Below are 14,285 nucleotides of genomic sequence, written 5' to 3'. Positions count from 1 at the left end.
ATAGCTATAGCTATAGGAATAAAGAGAACAGAGCGAATGAAAATCCTTCACATATCGGCAGTAAAAAGTTGGGGAGGCGGTGAAAACCAAATCGAATTGCTTTGTGAAGAATTCAAAAGTGATTTTCCTGAAGTAGAAAATATCATTTTGTGTGTTAAAGGTGGTTTGTTTCATAAAAGGCTGAAGAATACTAACCTCAATTTCAAAACTGCTCCGCTTAGCTTTAATTTCGACCTTCGTTATAGCTTAAAAATTAGAGAGATTTGCAAAAATCATAAAATAGATCTTATTCATATTCACGATCCCAAAGCCCTTTCGCTAGTAGTTTTGGCAGATAAGTTTTTGAATTTACCGAAAATGGTTTTTAGCAAAAAAACCTCGTTCCCTATTAAAAACAGGAAGCAAACACTTTATAAATACAATTATCCCAAAATAAAACGCATTTTATGTGTTTCTAAAAAAACACGGGAAATTGCAGGTAAATCGATCACAGATCACAACCGCCTAAAAACGATTTACCACGGAATTAGTATTGAAAAGCAAAAAAATACTACTGCAGAAATTAATCTTCGTGAGCAACTCGGCATCGATAAAGAAATGATCCTTGTAGGAAATATTGGCAATCATATTCCCGCTAAAGATTTAAATACCTTTATAAATACTGCTGAAAAAATTATTCAAAAAAAACAAAAGCTGAAATTTCATTTTGTACAAATAGGCCACTTTTCATCTGAAACCTCGCAATTAATTGATAAGATTCAATCAAACAATTTAGAAACTTATATTAGCTTTTTAGGATTTATAGAAAATGCATCCTTATTAATTCCGCAGTTAGATTTTTTGCTGCTAAGTTCAAAATCTGAAGGGGTTCCCAATGTAATTTATGAAGCTTTCTATCATAAAACTCCGGTAATCGCTACAAATGTGGGGGGAATTCCCGAAATTGTGACCCATATGGAAAACGGGCTGCTAGCCGATGCTTTTAATGCTGAAAAATTAGCTGAACATCTGCTTTTTTTAAATAAAAATCGGGAACTAATTTCTCGTTTTGCCGAAAACGGGTATCAAAAAGTTTTAGAAAATTTTACCACAAAACGAATGGCCCAACAAACACTTCAAGAATACAAAAATGTCCTTTATGGAAGATATTAAAACCGAAATGCAAAACGCCCTTGCAACCCTAAAACGTGGCGGACTTATACTCTACCCTACCGATACGGTTTGGGGAATTGGCTGTGATGCCACAAATGCTGGAGCCGTAGAAAAAGTGTATGCGCTTAAAAAACGTAAGGAAAGTCAGGCGCTTATTTGCCTGGTTTCAGACTATAAAATGCTGAATCAATTTGTAGAAGATGTTCCTGAAGTAGCTTACGATATTCTCAAATTTGCGAAAAAACCTACTACAATTATTTACGACGATCCTATTCGCGTAGCCGAAAACCTGATCGCCGCCGATAATTCTTTGGCAATTAGAGTTTCCAAAGATAAATTCAGCAATGATTTGGCAAAAAGATTTCGAAAACCTATCGTTTCTACCTCGGCCAACATTAGCGGTGAAAAAACACCCGGATCTTTCGACGAAATTAGCCCCGAAATTTTAGAGGGTGTGGACTATGTAGTAAATTTGCAAAAAAATAAAAAATCGGCTAAACCCTCCGCCATCATTAAATTAAGTAACGATGGGAAGGTAAAAGTGATTAGGAAATAGATTATTCTGCCACGAATACACGAATTATGGCCGATATTATATATAAAGACGAAAGTTATGCCATTGTTGGAGCATTATTCAATGTATATAATTATTTAGGCAGTGGATTTTCTGAAATAGTTTATAAAGATGCATTAGAACTGGAGTTTAGTTCGCTGAATATTCCTTTTGAAAGAGAAAAAGAATACTCAGTTTCTTATAAAGGAACTATTCTTAGTCACAAGTTTTATGCTGATTTCATTCTTTTTGATAAAATAATTTTAGAAATAAAATCTGTTGATAATATTCACGATAAGCATATAGCGCAGTGTATTAATTATTTAAAGGTTTCAGAAAACAGGTTAGCATTAGCAAACTTCCACAAGGATTTACTAGACCATAAAAGAATTGTGCTATAAAAATTTGTGTATTCGTGGCTAGAAAAGATAAAAACTTCTAACATCATTAGAGCATATAATGATACCTGGAAGTTTCAAAAGAAATTACAATAGTGAAGAATTATAAAGGCGCTTTATCGCACAATATATTCAGGGTCATTACCCAGGCCTCGGAGGAAATAAAACTTGAAAGCTATGTTATTGGAGGCTTTGTTCGCGATCATATCTTACAGCGAGGAGAACCCAAAGATATTGACATTGTTGCGGTAGGAAGCGGCATTGAACTTGCGAAAAAAGTTGCAGAAATACTTCCGCACAAACCCAAAGTCCAGGTTTTCAAAAACTATGGTACGGCAATGCTGCGTGCTTTTGATATGGAAATCGAGTTTGTGGGCGCACGTAAAGAAAGTTATCAAAAAGATAGTCGCAAACCTATTGTGGAAGACGGCAGTTTGGAAGACGACCAAAATCGGCGCGATTTCACCATAAATGCACTGGCGCTTGGTTTGAATGAAGATAACTTCGGAAATCTTTTAGATCCTTTTGACGGAATTGAGGATCTAAATTCTAAAATCATCAAAACCCCACTGGATCCCAATATTACTTATTCTGATGATCCATTGCGAATGCTTCGTGCTATTCGCTTTGCGACACAGCTAAATTTTAAGATTGAAAAAGAGTCTTTAGATGCGATTACAAGAAATAAGAAACGCATCAAGATTATTTCTAAAGAAAGAATTACCGACGAGCTGCATAAAATAATGCTGGCCAAAAAACCTTCAAAAGGCTTTTCGCTACTACATAAAACCGGATTACTTCCTATCATCTTACCGGAGCTTACTGCTCTGGAAGGTATTGACGAAATTGAAGGCCAAAAGCACAAAGATAATTTTTGGCATACTTTAGAAGTGGTAGATAATATCGCGGAAAATACTGGTGATCTTTGGCTGCGCTGGGCTGCTTTATTGCATGATATTGGTAAGGCTCCTACTAAAAAGTTTCACAAGAAAATTGGGTGGACTTTTCACGGGCACGAGTTTGTTGGCGCAAAAATGGTTTTTAAACTATTTAAACGGCTTCGTCTCCCATTAAATGACAAGATGAAATATGTGCAGAAATTGGTTTTAATGAGTTCGCGGCCAATTGCTATTGTGGACAACGACGTAACCGATTCTGCCGTACGCCGACTTATTTTTGACGCTGGGGAAGATATTGAAGATTTAATGACGCTTTGCGAAGCTGATATCACCACGAAAAATCCGAATCGATTTAAGAAATACCATAATAATTTTAAAGTGGTCCGCACCAAAATGAAAGAGGTGGAAGAACGTGACCACGTTCGTAATTTCCAACCTCCGGTTACCGGTGAAGAAATTATGGAAACTTTTAATATAAGACCTTCCCGTGAAATCGGTATTATTAAAGACACCATTAAAGAAGCAATTCTTGAAGGGGAAATTCCAAACGAACATGAAGCTGCGAGGAATTTAATGCTTAAGAAAGGAAGAGAATTGGGATTATCAGTGAATAGTGAGTAGTGAGTAGTGAGTAGTGAGTAGTGAGTAGTGAGTAGTGAGTAGTGAGTAGTGAAGTTTATGTTTTTAACTTTCAACTTAAAAATATGTATAGAAAATCGGTTAAAATTTCCCTGATCCTGGTTTACCTGGTTATTGTTGCCGGTGCCGTGGTAAGAATGACGGGCTCCGGAATGGGTTGCCCGGATTGGCCAAAATGTTTCGGTTATTACATTCCTCCAACAGAAGTTTCTGAACTGGAGTTTCAGGCTAACCGCGAGTATGAAAAAGGCCAGGTAATTATCGTTGATGAAACCCTAAAAGTTGCCGAAACCGATTTTACTTCTGCAGAAAACTATTCCGAAGCAGACTGGAGAAATTATGAGAAACACGATTACGCCATTTTTAATCCACTGCATACGTGGGTTGAATATATAAACAGGCTTGCCGGAGCTTTAGCTGGCTTTGCTGTGCTCATAATGGCCGTGCTTTCCTTTAAAAAATGGAAAAAAAGAAAACGAATTACTTTGCTCTCGTGGCTATCGGTTTTTCTTATGGGATTCCAGGCCTGGCTTGGCGCAACCGTAGTTTATTCGGTCTTATCGCCGGTTAGAATTACCATCCATATGGTAATGGCGCTGGTAATTGTGGCCCTGCTACTTTATTTACTTTTCCTTGCCGAAGAAAAAGTAAAGGATAAAATTCATAATAACAGCTTTAAAAATTTAATGATCCTGGCAGTTGCCTTAACACTCATTCAAGTTGTTTTAGGAACGCAAGTACGACAATTAGTAGATGAACAGGTAAAAATGCTAGGTTATGATGCGAAAGAACTTTGGCTCGCCAATCCTGATTTAAATTTTTATATACATCGTAGCTTTTCTATCCTGGTCCTACTTGTAAACCTTGTACTCTGGTGGAAAAACCGAAAACTTCAGCTTAAATTCGGGAAGATAAACTGGGTCATGCTGCTAATTTTTCTGGAGATTGCCACAGGAATAGCAATGTATAATTTTGAATTTCCGTTTACCTCCCAACCTCTTCATTTAGTTATAGCCGCCGTATTGTTCGGATTTCAATTTTATTTATTATTGGAAAGCTTTGCCGCGGGCAGAAAGTTCAAAACTTTGTAACTTTGCCCTTTAAAATTTGATACTATGGTTTACCGATTTAGAGTAATTCTTGATGCTGAGGAAGATGTATTTAGAGATATAGAAATACTGCAGGAAAACACGCTGGAAGATCTGCATAACACCATTTTACAGTCCTTCGGCTTTGATGGTACTGAGATGGCTTCTTTCTATTTAAGTGACGAAAAATGGGAACAGGGTGAAGAGTTTTCTCAGTTTGATATGGGTGGTGAAGTGCGCCTAATGAACGAGACCAGTCTCGAATCTATTTTAGATGAAGAGAATAGAAATATAATCTATATTTACGACTTCCTGAAGATGTGGACTTTCTTAATTGAGTTAGCTCAGGTGGGTGAAATTGAAGCAGGAAGGGACTACCCAAACCTTATGTTTGTTCACGGTCAACTTCCAGATAATGCTCCAGACAAGGATTTTGTAGGTGAGGACGATGAAGACGCAGGTGGCGGAGATATGTTTGACCAGGGATTCAACACCAACGATTACGACGATCTTTCTTTTGATGAAAATTGGAATTAATTGCGAAGCAATTATCCCGAATTTGTTTCGGGAAACTGGTTTATCGTCATCCTGAATTTATTTCAGGATCTAAGTCGTTCATATCAATAAGGATCGTCATTACGAACGGAGTGAAGTAATCTTCAACTTAAATTACCACAATCTGACAGATTGCTTCGTGCCTCGCAATGACAATTAAAAAACTAAAAAATAGATTTCCGCCGCAGTTTATCCCGATTTTTTATCGAGACGGAAATGACAAAATATAACATATATGATCAACCTTTTTAATGCGCAAATTGAGTCCCTTTCTATTCATAGGGTTGGGAACAAAAGTAGAAATGAGAACATTTTTCTTTCTGCGGCACCATACCAGTTAAATGACGAGATCACACCTTTGATCAAGGAATATTTTCTAAAACCATTTAGGGAAAAGGAAGAAAATTACTTCAATTTTTCTCACGAAACCGATCTTGAATTCAACGAATTATACAATCTGGCAAACGCGGTTTTTGATGATCCTGCAAACATTCATGAGGCTTCAAAAAAGATCACCACTTTGTTGTTTGAACAATCTGCGCATCCGCATATTAAAAGCGGAGAGGTATATGTGGTTTATTTCGAAAACCTTCAAATAGATAACGAAAAGGTTTCAGGAATCGGAATTTTTAAATCTGAATTAAAACACGATTTCCTTCAGTTTGAAGAAAACGGCAGCATTCTAGAAATGATCGTTCAGCAGGGAATCAACCTCAATAAATTAGATAAAGGCGCGCTTATTTTTAATAAAAATCGGGAAGAAGGTTATAAAATCCTTTCGGTAGATTCTAATAAGTACGATACTAAATACTGGTTGGAGAACTTTTTGGGTGTAGATGTGATGCGTGATGAGAATTACAACACCAAAAGTTACCTTAACTTCTGTAAAAACTTCGCTAAAGACGTGGTTTTACCTGCGGAAGACAAAAAAGAAGAGGTAATGTTCATGAATCGAAGTATGGATTACTTCGCAAAAAACGACGATTTTGAAGAAAGTAATTTTCTGAATTCAGTAATTGATAATCCAGAACTATTACCCGAATTTCAGCATTATAAAACCGAAAAAGCACCTAAGTATAAAATAGAAGATCTTACTAATTTCCCCATTGCCAACAAAGCGGTAACCGATGCGCGAAAAAAGATCAAGAGCGTAATTAATCTTGATACGCATATTCAGATTAAAATGGATTTTGTAAACGCAGAATCAGCCGATAAGTTTGTAGAAAAAGGCTGGGACGAAGAGAAACAAATGTACTATTACCTTGTTTACTTTAATAAAGAGGAAAAGAGTTAATAATATCTTCAAAAGATAATAGCCAAGAATACACAAATAATATTAGTGAATTCGTGGCTTTTTTTCAACTGTTTTTACATTAAAAAAGTTGTATTAAAAGTATAGTTTCGTCAAGCTGAACTTGTTTCAGTTTCTAACCTGTTCTGATTATCGACATTTTAGATCCTGAAATAAATTCAGGATGACGATTTTAAGAAAAGTTTTCACATAACCTATTTTTCTTTTATGAACTTTCCAGCAAACGTTTCATATTAACATCTTCATAATTACGACGTACAAAATCTAACGCAGTCCTTAAAATTTGGCCCATAGTGCTGGCGCGCTTAAATTTCATGTCATTAGTATACCGATAAAGATCCTTTCTTAAGATTTTCACATTCTCCTGTGTGGAGACATGATCATTGATCATACATCGCAATAATTCTTTATAGCGGGGCCTGGTATTAATAATTCTTTTGGCAAGCAGCGAACGCTCTTCTTTTCTATATTGTTCTATAGAAGATTCCTGTAATTTCTCCTGAACCAGTTGTACCATTTTTAAATTCTCCTTAAAAAACTGGGGCCTGTAAACTTTTAGATTTCCTTCAAAGCATTGTTGATCAAAATCAATAGCTCTAATTTGATACTCTACATGATCAAAATCGTGGGTGGGAATCACCACATAGTTATAAGATCGCATATCGCCAAGCAGTCTTACTGTACAACGCTCATTAAATTTCACAAACTGCTTTGCTATTTGGGTTTGCGCCCTATTATCACAAAGTGGTAAATGATCTTCAATAAAGACATCTCCGGGAATACCGGCAATATGTTCTTCAATTAAAGTGTCTTTATAAACCAGGAAGTTAATTCGGTGTGGGGAAAGCAAATGTTCAAATTCGAGTCCGTAGATTCGGGAAGCATCGGCTTTTTTTACATAGAAATAAGTAAAACTATCATTCAGAATATTTCGCACTTTTATGCGGAAAGGTTTTGAATTTCCGAACGTACAATAGTCTATAGCATCTACGGTAAGAAATTCCAGTGAATCATCACTTCCATCAGAATGCATGATGGTATACACCTGTTTTAAGCTGTTATCTATTTCTTCACGTTCAAAATCTGGATAATAGCAGCGTACCCAAAATGTATCTTCTTCGTGCTGATCGTAGACCACCACTGAACCGGAAAAACGCAATAAATCATCGTAAAAAACAGGAATTTTGGTGTTTCGGTTATGTTTGGCCAGATATCGATTTAACCTTTCATTTACAGCAAATGAAGGTTTCTTCTTAGACATCAGCTTTTCTTCCATATTAGGTATGCTTTTTACCAAAAATAAGCTTTCTAGAGCGAAATCTGTAACAATTACCTAACTTCGTCGTCTTACTTTAAACTTTTCTTCAATTTTGGAAACAATTCTAAGTCTTAAAGACCTTACAAAAAAATATGGCGCAATAACCGCGGTAGATAATTTATCTTTCACCATAAAAAAAGGCAATGTATATGGGATTTTAGGTCCTAATGGTAGCGGAAAATCTACCACCCTGGGAATGGTTTTGAACGTAGTTAATAAAACCGCTGGTGAATTTGCCTGGTTTGGCGGGAAAACTGAAACGCACGAAGCTTTAAAAAAAGTAGGGGCCATAATTGAGCATCCTAATTTTTACCCTTATATGACCGCAGCACAAAACCTGGCTTTGGTTTGTAAGATTAAAGATGTTCCCAAAAATAAAATTGAAGAAAAACTTGAAATCGTTAATTTACTGGATAGAAAAGACAGTAAGTTTAGAACTTTTTCTCTTGGGATGAAGCAACGACTTGCCATAGCTTCTGCCCTACTTAACGATCCGGAAATTCTTATTTTAGATGAGCCAACTAACGGACTTGATCCTCAGGGGATTCATCAAATAAGAGAGATTATAAGGAAAATCGCCGCCGGTGGAACTACCATTTTACTCGCTTCGCATTTACTGGATGAAGTTGAGAAAGTTTGTTCGCATGTGGTTATTATAAGAAATGGAAAAAAACTTTACAGCGGCCCGGTAGATGCTATTAATGCCAGCCACGGTTTCTTTGAACTCCAGGCAAAGAACATGCAATTATTGCAGGAATTACTTATCGCACATCCAGGAATAGAAAATGTTTCTGAAAAGGAAAATATTGTGACAGCAATTCTCAAAGAACCTATGGATGCTGAAACTATCAATGAATATTTGTTTGAAAAAGGACTTTCACTTTCTTACCTGGTAAAACGTAAAGAAAGCCTGGAAGAACAGTTCCTTACATTAACCAATCAAACTCCTACCGCATAATGCTACGACTTTTAGAAATAGAATATCATAAATTACGCTATAGCCACTCGGCAAAAATACTGGTTTTCACTTATTTTATTTTAATAACTTTTATTGCTTTAATTGCTTCTATAGAGTTCAATTTAGGCGCAATTAACTTTAGGGTAGCAGACCAGGGAATTTTTAATTTTCCTTATATCTGGCATTTTAATTCTTATATCGCGGCGTTATTAAAACTATTCCTCGCTATTGTAATCGTCTCGATGATGTCTAACGAATACAGTAACCGTACTCTAAAGCAAAATTTGATTGATGGTTTGAGTAAAAAGGAATTTATCGCTTCAAAATTTTTGACGGTAACAGTATTTTCGCTCTTTTCAACCCTTTTTCTATTTATAGTTTCTATGATCCTGGGGCTTTCTTTTTCAGACTTTACTGAAGTTTCTATCATCTTTTCAGATATGGAATATATGATTGCCTACTTCGTGAAACTTACAGGATTCTTCGCCTTTTGTATGTTTCTTGGAATTCTTATAAAACGTTCAGCCTTTGCACTTGGTTTTTTGTTTATCTGGTGGATTTTAGAAAGTATTATTTACGGGGTTTTAAAATGGAAGATTTTCAGGGATTCTGAAATCGCCGATCAAATTGCCAGATTTTTTCCACTGGAATCTATGAGCAATCTTATTAAAGAACCTTTTTCACGTCTCTCTGCAGTGCAAACCGCAGCCACCCAAATAGGTTCTGAAATTGATAAAGATTATGGCATACATTGGGATCAATTATTAATTGTTATAGTGTGGACTGCCATTTTCGTTTTTCTTTCTTACAGCCTGCTTAAAAAACGTGATCTATAATTTAGAAAACTGACATTTTAGCAAATTGATTTTTCATGCTAAAGCTTCCGGTCTAAAAACGTTAAGGAAAAGTTTATCAGTTTGAATAGGCAGGATTATTGATTAGTTTCGTGTGAATAAGCCAGTAAAATACCTTGCGGCAAGCCCAGAAGGCAATAAATGGAAAAATTTTTGAATTTCGAGCCAGGCCTCGAAGCATTTAAATCTCGATTATCGAGCAGCACGAATGAAGTTTAAGATAGAATCAGACTACAAACCCACAGGAGACCAGCCGAAGGCGATAGATCAGTTGGTTAGTGGAATTAACAATAACGACCAATATCAAACCCTGCTTGGAGTAACAGGATCTGGTAAAACTTTTTCCGTAGCCAATGTTATTCAGGAAGTCCAAAAACCTACCCTGGTTTTGGCTCATAATAAAACACTCGCTGCCCAGCTTTATTCAGAATTCAAGCAATTCTTTCCCAATAATGCTGTGGAATATTTTGTAAGTTATTACGATTATTATCAGCCGGAAGCTTTTATTCCTACTTCGGGAACTTATATTGAAAAGGATCTTTCGATTAACGAAGAAATTGAAAAATTACGACTCAGCACTACTTCCTCACTCTTAAGCGGAAGAAGAGATGTAATAGTAGTTGCCTCCGTTTCCTGTTTGTATGGTATTGGTAACCCGGTGGAATTCCGTAAAAATGTAGTTTCTATTGAACGCGATATGCAAATTTCGCGAACAAAATTTCTACATCAACTGGTGCAAAGTTTGTATTCCCGAACTGAAGCAGAGTTCACTCACGGAAATTTCAGAATAAAAGGAGATACGGTAGATGTATTCCCGAGTTATGCCGATAATGCTTTTAGGGTACATTTTTTTGGCGATGAAATTGAAGAAATTGAAGCTTTTAATCCCGGGACAAATGACATTATTGAAAAATATGAGAAGCTGAATATTTATCCTGCCAATATGTTCGTAACCTCACCCGATGTAATGCAAAATGCAATTCATCATATCCAGGACGATCTCGAAAAACAGGTAGATTACTTTAGAGATATCGGGAAACATCTGGAAGCAAAACGACTGGATGAAAGAACCAATTTCGACCTGGAAATGATTCGCGAACTTGGTTATTGTTCAGGAATTGAGAATTATTCTCGTTACCTGGATGGAAGACAACCCGGCACCCGACCTTTCTGTCTTTTAGATTATTTTCCCGATGATTTTTTAATGGTTGTGGACGAAAGCCACGTGACTATTCCACAAGTTCATGCGATGTATGGGGGAGATAGATCCAGAAAGGAAACTTTGGTAGAATATGGATTTAGACTTCCAGCTGCGATGGATAACCGCCCATTAAAATTTGAAGAATTTGAAGCGCTACAAAACCAGGTGATTTATGTAAGTGCCACTCCTGCAGATTACGAATTACAAAAATCTGAAGGAGTTTATGTAGAGCAGGTGATTAGGCCTACCGGACTTCTGGATCCGGTTATTGAGGTGCGACCAAGTTTAAATCAAATAGATGATCTTATTGAAGAAATTCATACACGAATCGAAAAAGATCAAAGAACGCTAGTCACTACGCTTACTAAAAGAATGGCTGAAGAACTGGCGAAGTACCTTACGAGAATTGATATTAGATGTCGCTATATCCATTCGGATGTAGACACCCTGGAACGAGTAGAAATTATGCAGGATTTACGCCGTGGATTGTTTGATGTTTTAATTGGAGTAAACTTGTTGAGAGAAGGTTTAGATCTTCCCGAGGTTTCTTTAGTCGCAGTAATAGATGCCGATAAGGAAGGTTTTCTAAGAAGTAATCGGTCACTTACTCAAACTATTGGTCGGGCAGCCCGTCACGTAGAAGGAAAGGCAATTTTGTATGCTGATAAGATTACCGATAGTATGCAAAAAACTATTGATCAAACCGAATACCGAAGAAATAAGCAGATAGATTATAATAAGGAAAATAACCTTCGTCCTACCCCACTGGTGAAGAAACTTGAGAACAGCACTTTGATCAAGGAAAAACTAGATGTGTATGATGCCGAAAAACCACTAACTACCAAAGCTGCGGAAGCTGAAGTGGCTTATATGAGCAAACCCGATTTGGAAAAGCGAATCCGCGAGAAAAGAAAGGCCATGGAAAAGGCTGCAAAAGATCTCGACTTTATGGCTGCAGCAAAACATCGCGATGAAATAAAAATGCTTCAAAATAAAGTAAAAGAAGCACAAGCCTAGGGATTTCCCTTAAATATTGTAAAATTTCGGAATAAGTTATTTCAAAAAGTATATTTAAAAATCCAAAGCACGCCTAACTAAAAAACACCTCCTTCATTAACCGGTATTTTTAGTAAGATGAAAAGATTTATATTTTCTTATTTTTTGTTTTTTGCAATTCCAGTATTTTCTCAAGTTGGTATTGGCACCACAGAGCCCGGTGCGCAATTAGATGTAATCGCCACCGATACCGATAATCCTTCTAAAATAGACGGAATTTTAATACCAAGGATTAAAAAATTTCCTTCCCAAAACCCAGGAGTAGAACAACATGGAATGCTTGTTTTTCTCAGTCAAACCTTTAATAATTCGCCTACCGGCTTTTACTATTGGCATCAGCAGGAAAGTGAATGGAAGTCTATAGTTTCCGATGCTAAAGCAGTTAATTTTTATAAGCCGAATACTACTCAGAGCCCGGGGAATATCGATGATAATTTATTCAGAAAAGGAAATATCGGAATTGGTACTGAAGAAATTCAGAGTAAATTACAAATTGCAATAACTTCTGATGATGCTCAGGATATCAAAAAAGGTCTGGAAATAGATAATAATAATTCCGCAGAAACAAGAAATACCTATGGCATTGAAATAAGGAATCGCAGCAAAACAAATGCGATCAAATATGGATTAAAATTAAATGTTTCCAGTGAGGGTGAAGGCGAACGCTACGGGATTCATAATGTTACCAATAAAACCACTGGTAGCAAAGATATATTTGGAATTTATAATAAGGTGGGTAGAACTGAAGGAGCTAATAGTAATAATTATGGTATTCTAACTGAAATTGGAACTCCCACCGGTAGAGGGAATATCTATGCAATTTATGCTAAAGCTGAAGGAAACTCCAGCTCCAGAGTTTTTGCCGGATATTTTGCCGGCCCTGTAGGAATAGGAAAAACCCCGGCAGTAGAATATACTTTACCTGATTCCCGGGGAGAAGAGAACCAAATTTTAGTTTCAGATAATTCAGGAAAAGTTGATTGGAAACACAATCACACCAGAAATTATGTTAGTACAGGCAGTTCTGGCAATTATACCATTGGTCCTGAAGTTTATTATTTAAGAATAACTAATAGCCCTTCCTCGATTACAATCCCTCCCGCTGCTTCTTTTAGAGGCAGGGAATTAATTTTAATTGGCTGGCAGGGAAGCGGCAGCACTTCCCTAAATTTTCAAAATGGTGATACCTTATTTGACCTTCAAAATAATACGACCATCACTAATATCGCCGCCAAAGAAATTCTCACTATAATTAGTATAGGAACGCGTTGGTTATTAATAGATAGATCCAATTAAATAAAAAGAAAGCAGTAAAAATTATTTACTGCTTTCTTTTTATTTAATCCTCAGTTTTCTCACCATCCCACTCCATAAAACCTCCTTCAAGGTTATAGGTGTTGGCAAATCCCATCTGGTCTAAAATAGTACAGGCCTGTGCACTGCGCTTTCCGGAGCGGCAATAGATATAATAATTTTTATCCTTATCCAGCTTTTCTACTTCATTTACAAATTCCTGACCTTTATAAATATCAAGGTTTTTAGCTTTAGGAATATACCCTTCCTCTACTTCTTCTTCGGTTCTTACGTCTAAAATCACTGCATTTTCATCTTTTTCCAGCTGTGATTGCCATTCATCCTGATTAAGTTCTTTCATAAATTTTATTTTTAAATAATCCCCTTAATGAAGGTGATCTGTGATTCCTAATATATTTTTCAGTGTAAAGATATTGAAAGTTTTAAAAAACAGAGCTTCCAATTGCCTTCGATTCCTACTGGAAAAATTTAACATTTCATTTTGATCTAAATTGTAAATCCGGCTTATATTTGTATATACAAATGTTGTTTAGACAAATGAAAATCGAAGATCAATTAAAAACAAATAATTTACCGCCGGCCAGAAAGCTAAGTCTTAGCATTTTGGTTACTGCAAATCTTATTGATGAACAGGTGGCAGCTGCTTTAAAACCATTCGATATTTCAATTCAACAGTTTAATGTGCTTAGAATTTTAAGAGGACAAAAAGGGAAACCGGCAAATCTTAGTACTATCCAGGAACGTATGGTGAGCAAGATGAGCAACACCACCAGGCTGGTAGATAAACTTATAACCAAGGGATTAACTGAAAGAATTATTTGTGAGGCCAACCGGCGTAAAGTTGAAATAAGTATTACTGATAAAGGTCTGGATCTACTAGAAGAAATCGATCCACAAGTAGATGCAGTAGAAAAAGAGCTAATTCAGGACATCAGCGAAGAAGAAATTGAAATTGTTACTAATTGTTTAAATAAAATAAGAAACTAGG

General features: G+C 36.3%; 14 protein-coding genes. 12 read left to right on the top strand and 2 right to left on the bottom strand.

Annotated features, from left to right (window positions below; genetic code table 11):
• Positions 1-36: 36 nt before the first annotated feature.
• The 7 genes from FG27_RS13930 (at position 37) to FG27_RS13900 (ending at position 6,578) form a co-directional block, all read left to right on the top strand.
• On the top strand, positions 37-1,152 hold the full coding sequence (locus FG27_RS13930) for a glycosyltransferase family 4 protein (protein ID WP_037320140.1): 1,116 nt from the start codon (positions 37-39) through the stop codon (positions 1,150-1,152).
• Positions 1,139-1,708: an L-threonylcarbamoyladenylate synthase gene (locus FG27_RS13925; RefSeq protein WP_037320138.1), complete on the top strand. Its 570-nt coding sequence runs from the start codon at positions 1,139-1,141 to the stop codon at positions 1,706-1,708. The genes FG27_RS13930 and FG27_RS13925 overlap by 14 nt, the downstream gene beginning before the upstream one ends.
• A 26-nt stretch (positions 1,709-1,734) precedes the next feature.
• Positions 1,735-2,106 carry a GxxExxY protein gene (locus tag FG27_RS13920; RefSeq protein WP_037320137.1) on the top strand — a complete coding sequence of 124 codons (372 nt, stop codon included), beginning with the start codon at positions 1,735-1,737 and terminating at the stop codon, positions 2,104-2,106.
• Positions 2,107-2,198: 92 nt separating this feature from the next.
• On the top strand, positions 2,199-3,623 hold the full coding sequence (locus FG27_RS13915; protein WP_037320136.1) for a CCA tRNA nucleotidyltransferase: 1,425 nt from the start codon (positions 2,199-2,201) through the stop codon (positions 3,621-3,623).
• 83 nt (positions 3,624-3,706) lie between these two features.
• The gene (locus FG27_RS13910) at positions 3,707-4,732 is read left to right on the top strand and encodes a heme A synthase (protein ID WP_037320135.1); all 1,026 of its coding nucleotides are present in this window, start codon (positions 3,707-3,709) and stop codon (positions 4,730-4,732) included.
• A 24-nt stretch (positions 4,733-4,756) separates the two neighbouring features.
• On the top strand, positions 4,757-5,266 hold the full coding sequence (locus tag FG27_RS13905; protein ID WP_037320134.1) for a hypothetical protein: 510 nt from the start codon (positions 4,757-4,759) through the stop codon (positions 5,264-5,266).
• A gap of 253 nt (positions 5,267-5,519) precedes the next feature.
• Entirely contained in the window at positions 5,520-6,578 is a 1,059-nt protein-coding gene (locus FG27_RS13900) for a nucleoid-associated protein (RefSeq protein ID WP_037320133.1), read from the top strand.
• A gap of 223 nt (positions 6,579-6,801) precedes the next feature.
• On the opposite strand, the gene FG27_RS13895 is transcribed toward FG27_RS13900, so the two are convergent.
• Positions 6,802-7,872, bottom strand: a complete 1,071-nt coding sequence (locus FG27_RS13895) for a hypothetical protein (protein ID WP_037320131.1) — start codon at positions 7,870-7,872, stop codon at positions 6,802-6,804.
• Positions 7,873-7,966: 94 nt separating this feature from the next.
• Between FG27_RS13895 and FG27_RS13890 the strand changes: the two genes are divergently transcribed.
• The 4 genes from FG27_RS13890 to FG27_RS13875 all read left to right on the top strand — a co-directional run bounded on the left by FG27_RS13890 (position 7,967) and on the right by FG27_RS13875 (position 13,279).
• Positions 7,967-8,872: an ABC transporter ATP-binding protein gene (locus FG27_RS13890; RefSeq protein WP_037320128.1), complete on the top strand. Its 906-nt coding sequence runs from the start codon at positions 7,967-7,969 to the stop codon at positions 8,870-8,872.
• Positions 8,872-9,708: an ABC transporter permease gene (locus FG27_RS13885; RefSeq protein WP_037320127.1), complete on the top strand. Its 837-nt coding sequence runs from the start codon at positions 8,872-8,874 to the stop codon at positions 9,706-9,708. The genes FG27_RS13890 and FG27_RS13885 overlap by 1 nt, the downstream gene beginning before the upstream one ends.
• 226 nt (positions 9,709-9,934) lie before the next feature.
• A complete protein-coding gene (gene uvrB, locus FG27_RS13880; RefSeq protein WP_037320125.1) occupies positions 9,935-11,944 on the top strand; it encodes an excinuclease ABC subunit UvrB in 2,010 nt (669 codons plus the stop codon).
• Positions 11,945-12,061: 117 nt separating this feature from the next.
• Complete coding sequence (locus FG27_RS13875) at positions 12,062-13,279, top strand: hypothetical protein (RefSeq protein WP_037320123.1); 1,218 nt, start codon at positions 12,062-12,064, stop codon at positions 13,277-13,279.
• Between the two features lie 43 nt (positions 13,280-13,322).
• On the opposite strand, the gene FG27_RS13870 is transcribed toward FG27_RS13875, so the two are convergent.
• A complete protein-coding gene (locus tag FG27_RS13870; RefSeq protein WP_037320121.1) occupies positions 13,323-13,637 on the bottom strand; it encodes a rhodanese-like domain-containing protein in 315 nt (104 codons plus the stop codon).
• A gap of 197 nt (positions 13,638-13,834) precedes the next feature.
• Between FG27_RS13870 and FG27_RS13865 the strand changes: the two genes are divergently transcribed.
• Positions 13,835-14,284 (top strand): MarR family winged helix-turn-helix transcriptional regulator, encoded by a 450-nt coding sequence (locus FG27_RS13865; protein ID WP_037320119.1) that lies wholly within the window; start codon positions 13,835-13,837, stop codon positions 14,282-14,284.
• Position 14,285: the final 1 nt, after the last annotated feature.

It is taken from the genome of Salegentibacter sp. Hel_I_6 (assembly GCF_000745315.1).
GTDB lineage: Bacteria > Bacteroidota > Bacteroidia > Flavobacteriales > Flavobacteriaceae > Salegentibacter.
This window is presented reverse-complemented; position numbering and strand designations above follow the sequence as displayed.

What these genes read in the sequence shown, in the direction of transcription:
- FG27_RS13930 (WP_037320140.1), top strand. Translation starts at nt 37, where the DNA reads ATGAAAATCCTTCACATATCGGCAGTAAAAAGTTGGGGAGGCGGTGAA.
- FG27_RS13925 (WP_037320138.1), top strand. Translation starts at nt 1,139, where the DNA reads ATGGAAGATATTAAAACCGAAATGCAAAACGCCCTTGCAACCCTAAAA.
- FG27_RS13920 (WP_037320137.1), top strand. Translation starts at nt 1,735, where the DNA reads ATGGCCGATATTATATATAAAGACGAAAGTTATGCCATTGTTGGAGCA.
- FG27_RS13910 (WP_037320135.1), top strand. Translation starts at nt 3,707, where the DNA reads ATGTATAGAAAATCGGTTAAAATTTCCCTGATCCTGGTTTACCTGGTT.
- FG27_RS13905 (WP_037320134.1), top strand. Translation starts at nt 4,757, where the DNA reads ATGGTTTACCGATTTAGAGTAATTCTTGATGCTGAGGAAGATGTATTT.
- FG27_RS13900 (WP_037320133.1), top strand. Translation starts at nt 5,520, where the DNA reads ATGATCAACCTTTTTAATGCGCAAATTGAGTCCCTTTCTATTCATAGG.
- FG27_RS13895 (WP_037320131.1), bottom strand. Translation starts at nt 7,872, where the DNA reads ATGGAAGAAAAGCTGATGTCTAAGAAGAAACCTTCATTTGCTGTAAAT.
- FG27_RS13885 (WP_037320127.1), top strand. Translation starts at nt 8,872, where the DNA reads ATGCTACGACTTTTAGAAATAGAATATCATAAATTACGCTATAGCCAC.
- uvrB (WP_037320125.1), top strand. Translation starts at nt 9,935, where the DNA reads ATGAAGTTTAAGATAGAATCAGACTACAAACCCACAGGAGACCAGCCG.
- FG27_RS13875 (WP_037320123.1), top strand. Translation starts at nt 12,062, where the DNA reads ATGAAAAGATTTATATTTTCTTATTTTTTGTTTTTTGCAATTCCAGTA.
- FG27_RS13870 (WP_037320121.1), bottom strand. Translation starts at nt 13,637, where the DNA reads ATGAAAGAACTTAATCAGGATGAATGGCAATCACAGCTGGAAAAAGAT.
- FG27_RS13865 (WP_037320119.1), top strand. Translation starts at nt 13,835, where the DNA reads ATGAAAATCGAAGATCAATTAAAAACAAATAATTTACCGCCGGCCAGA.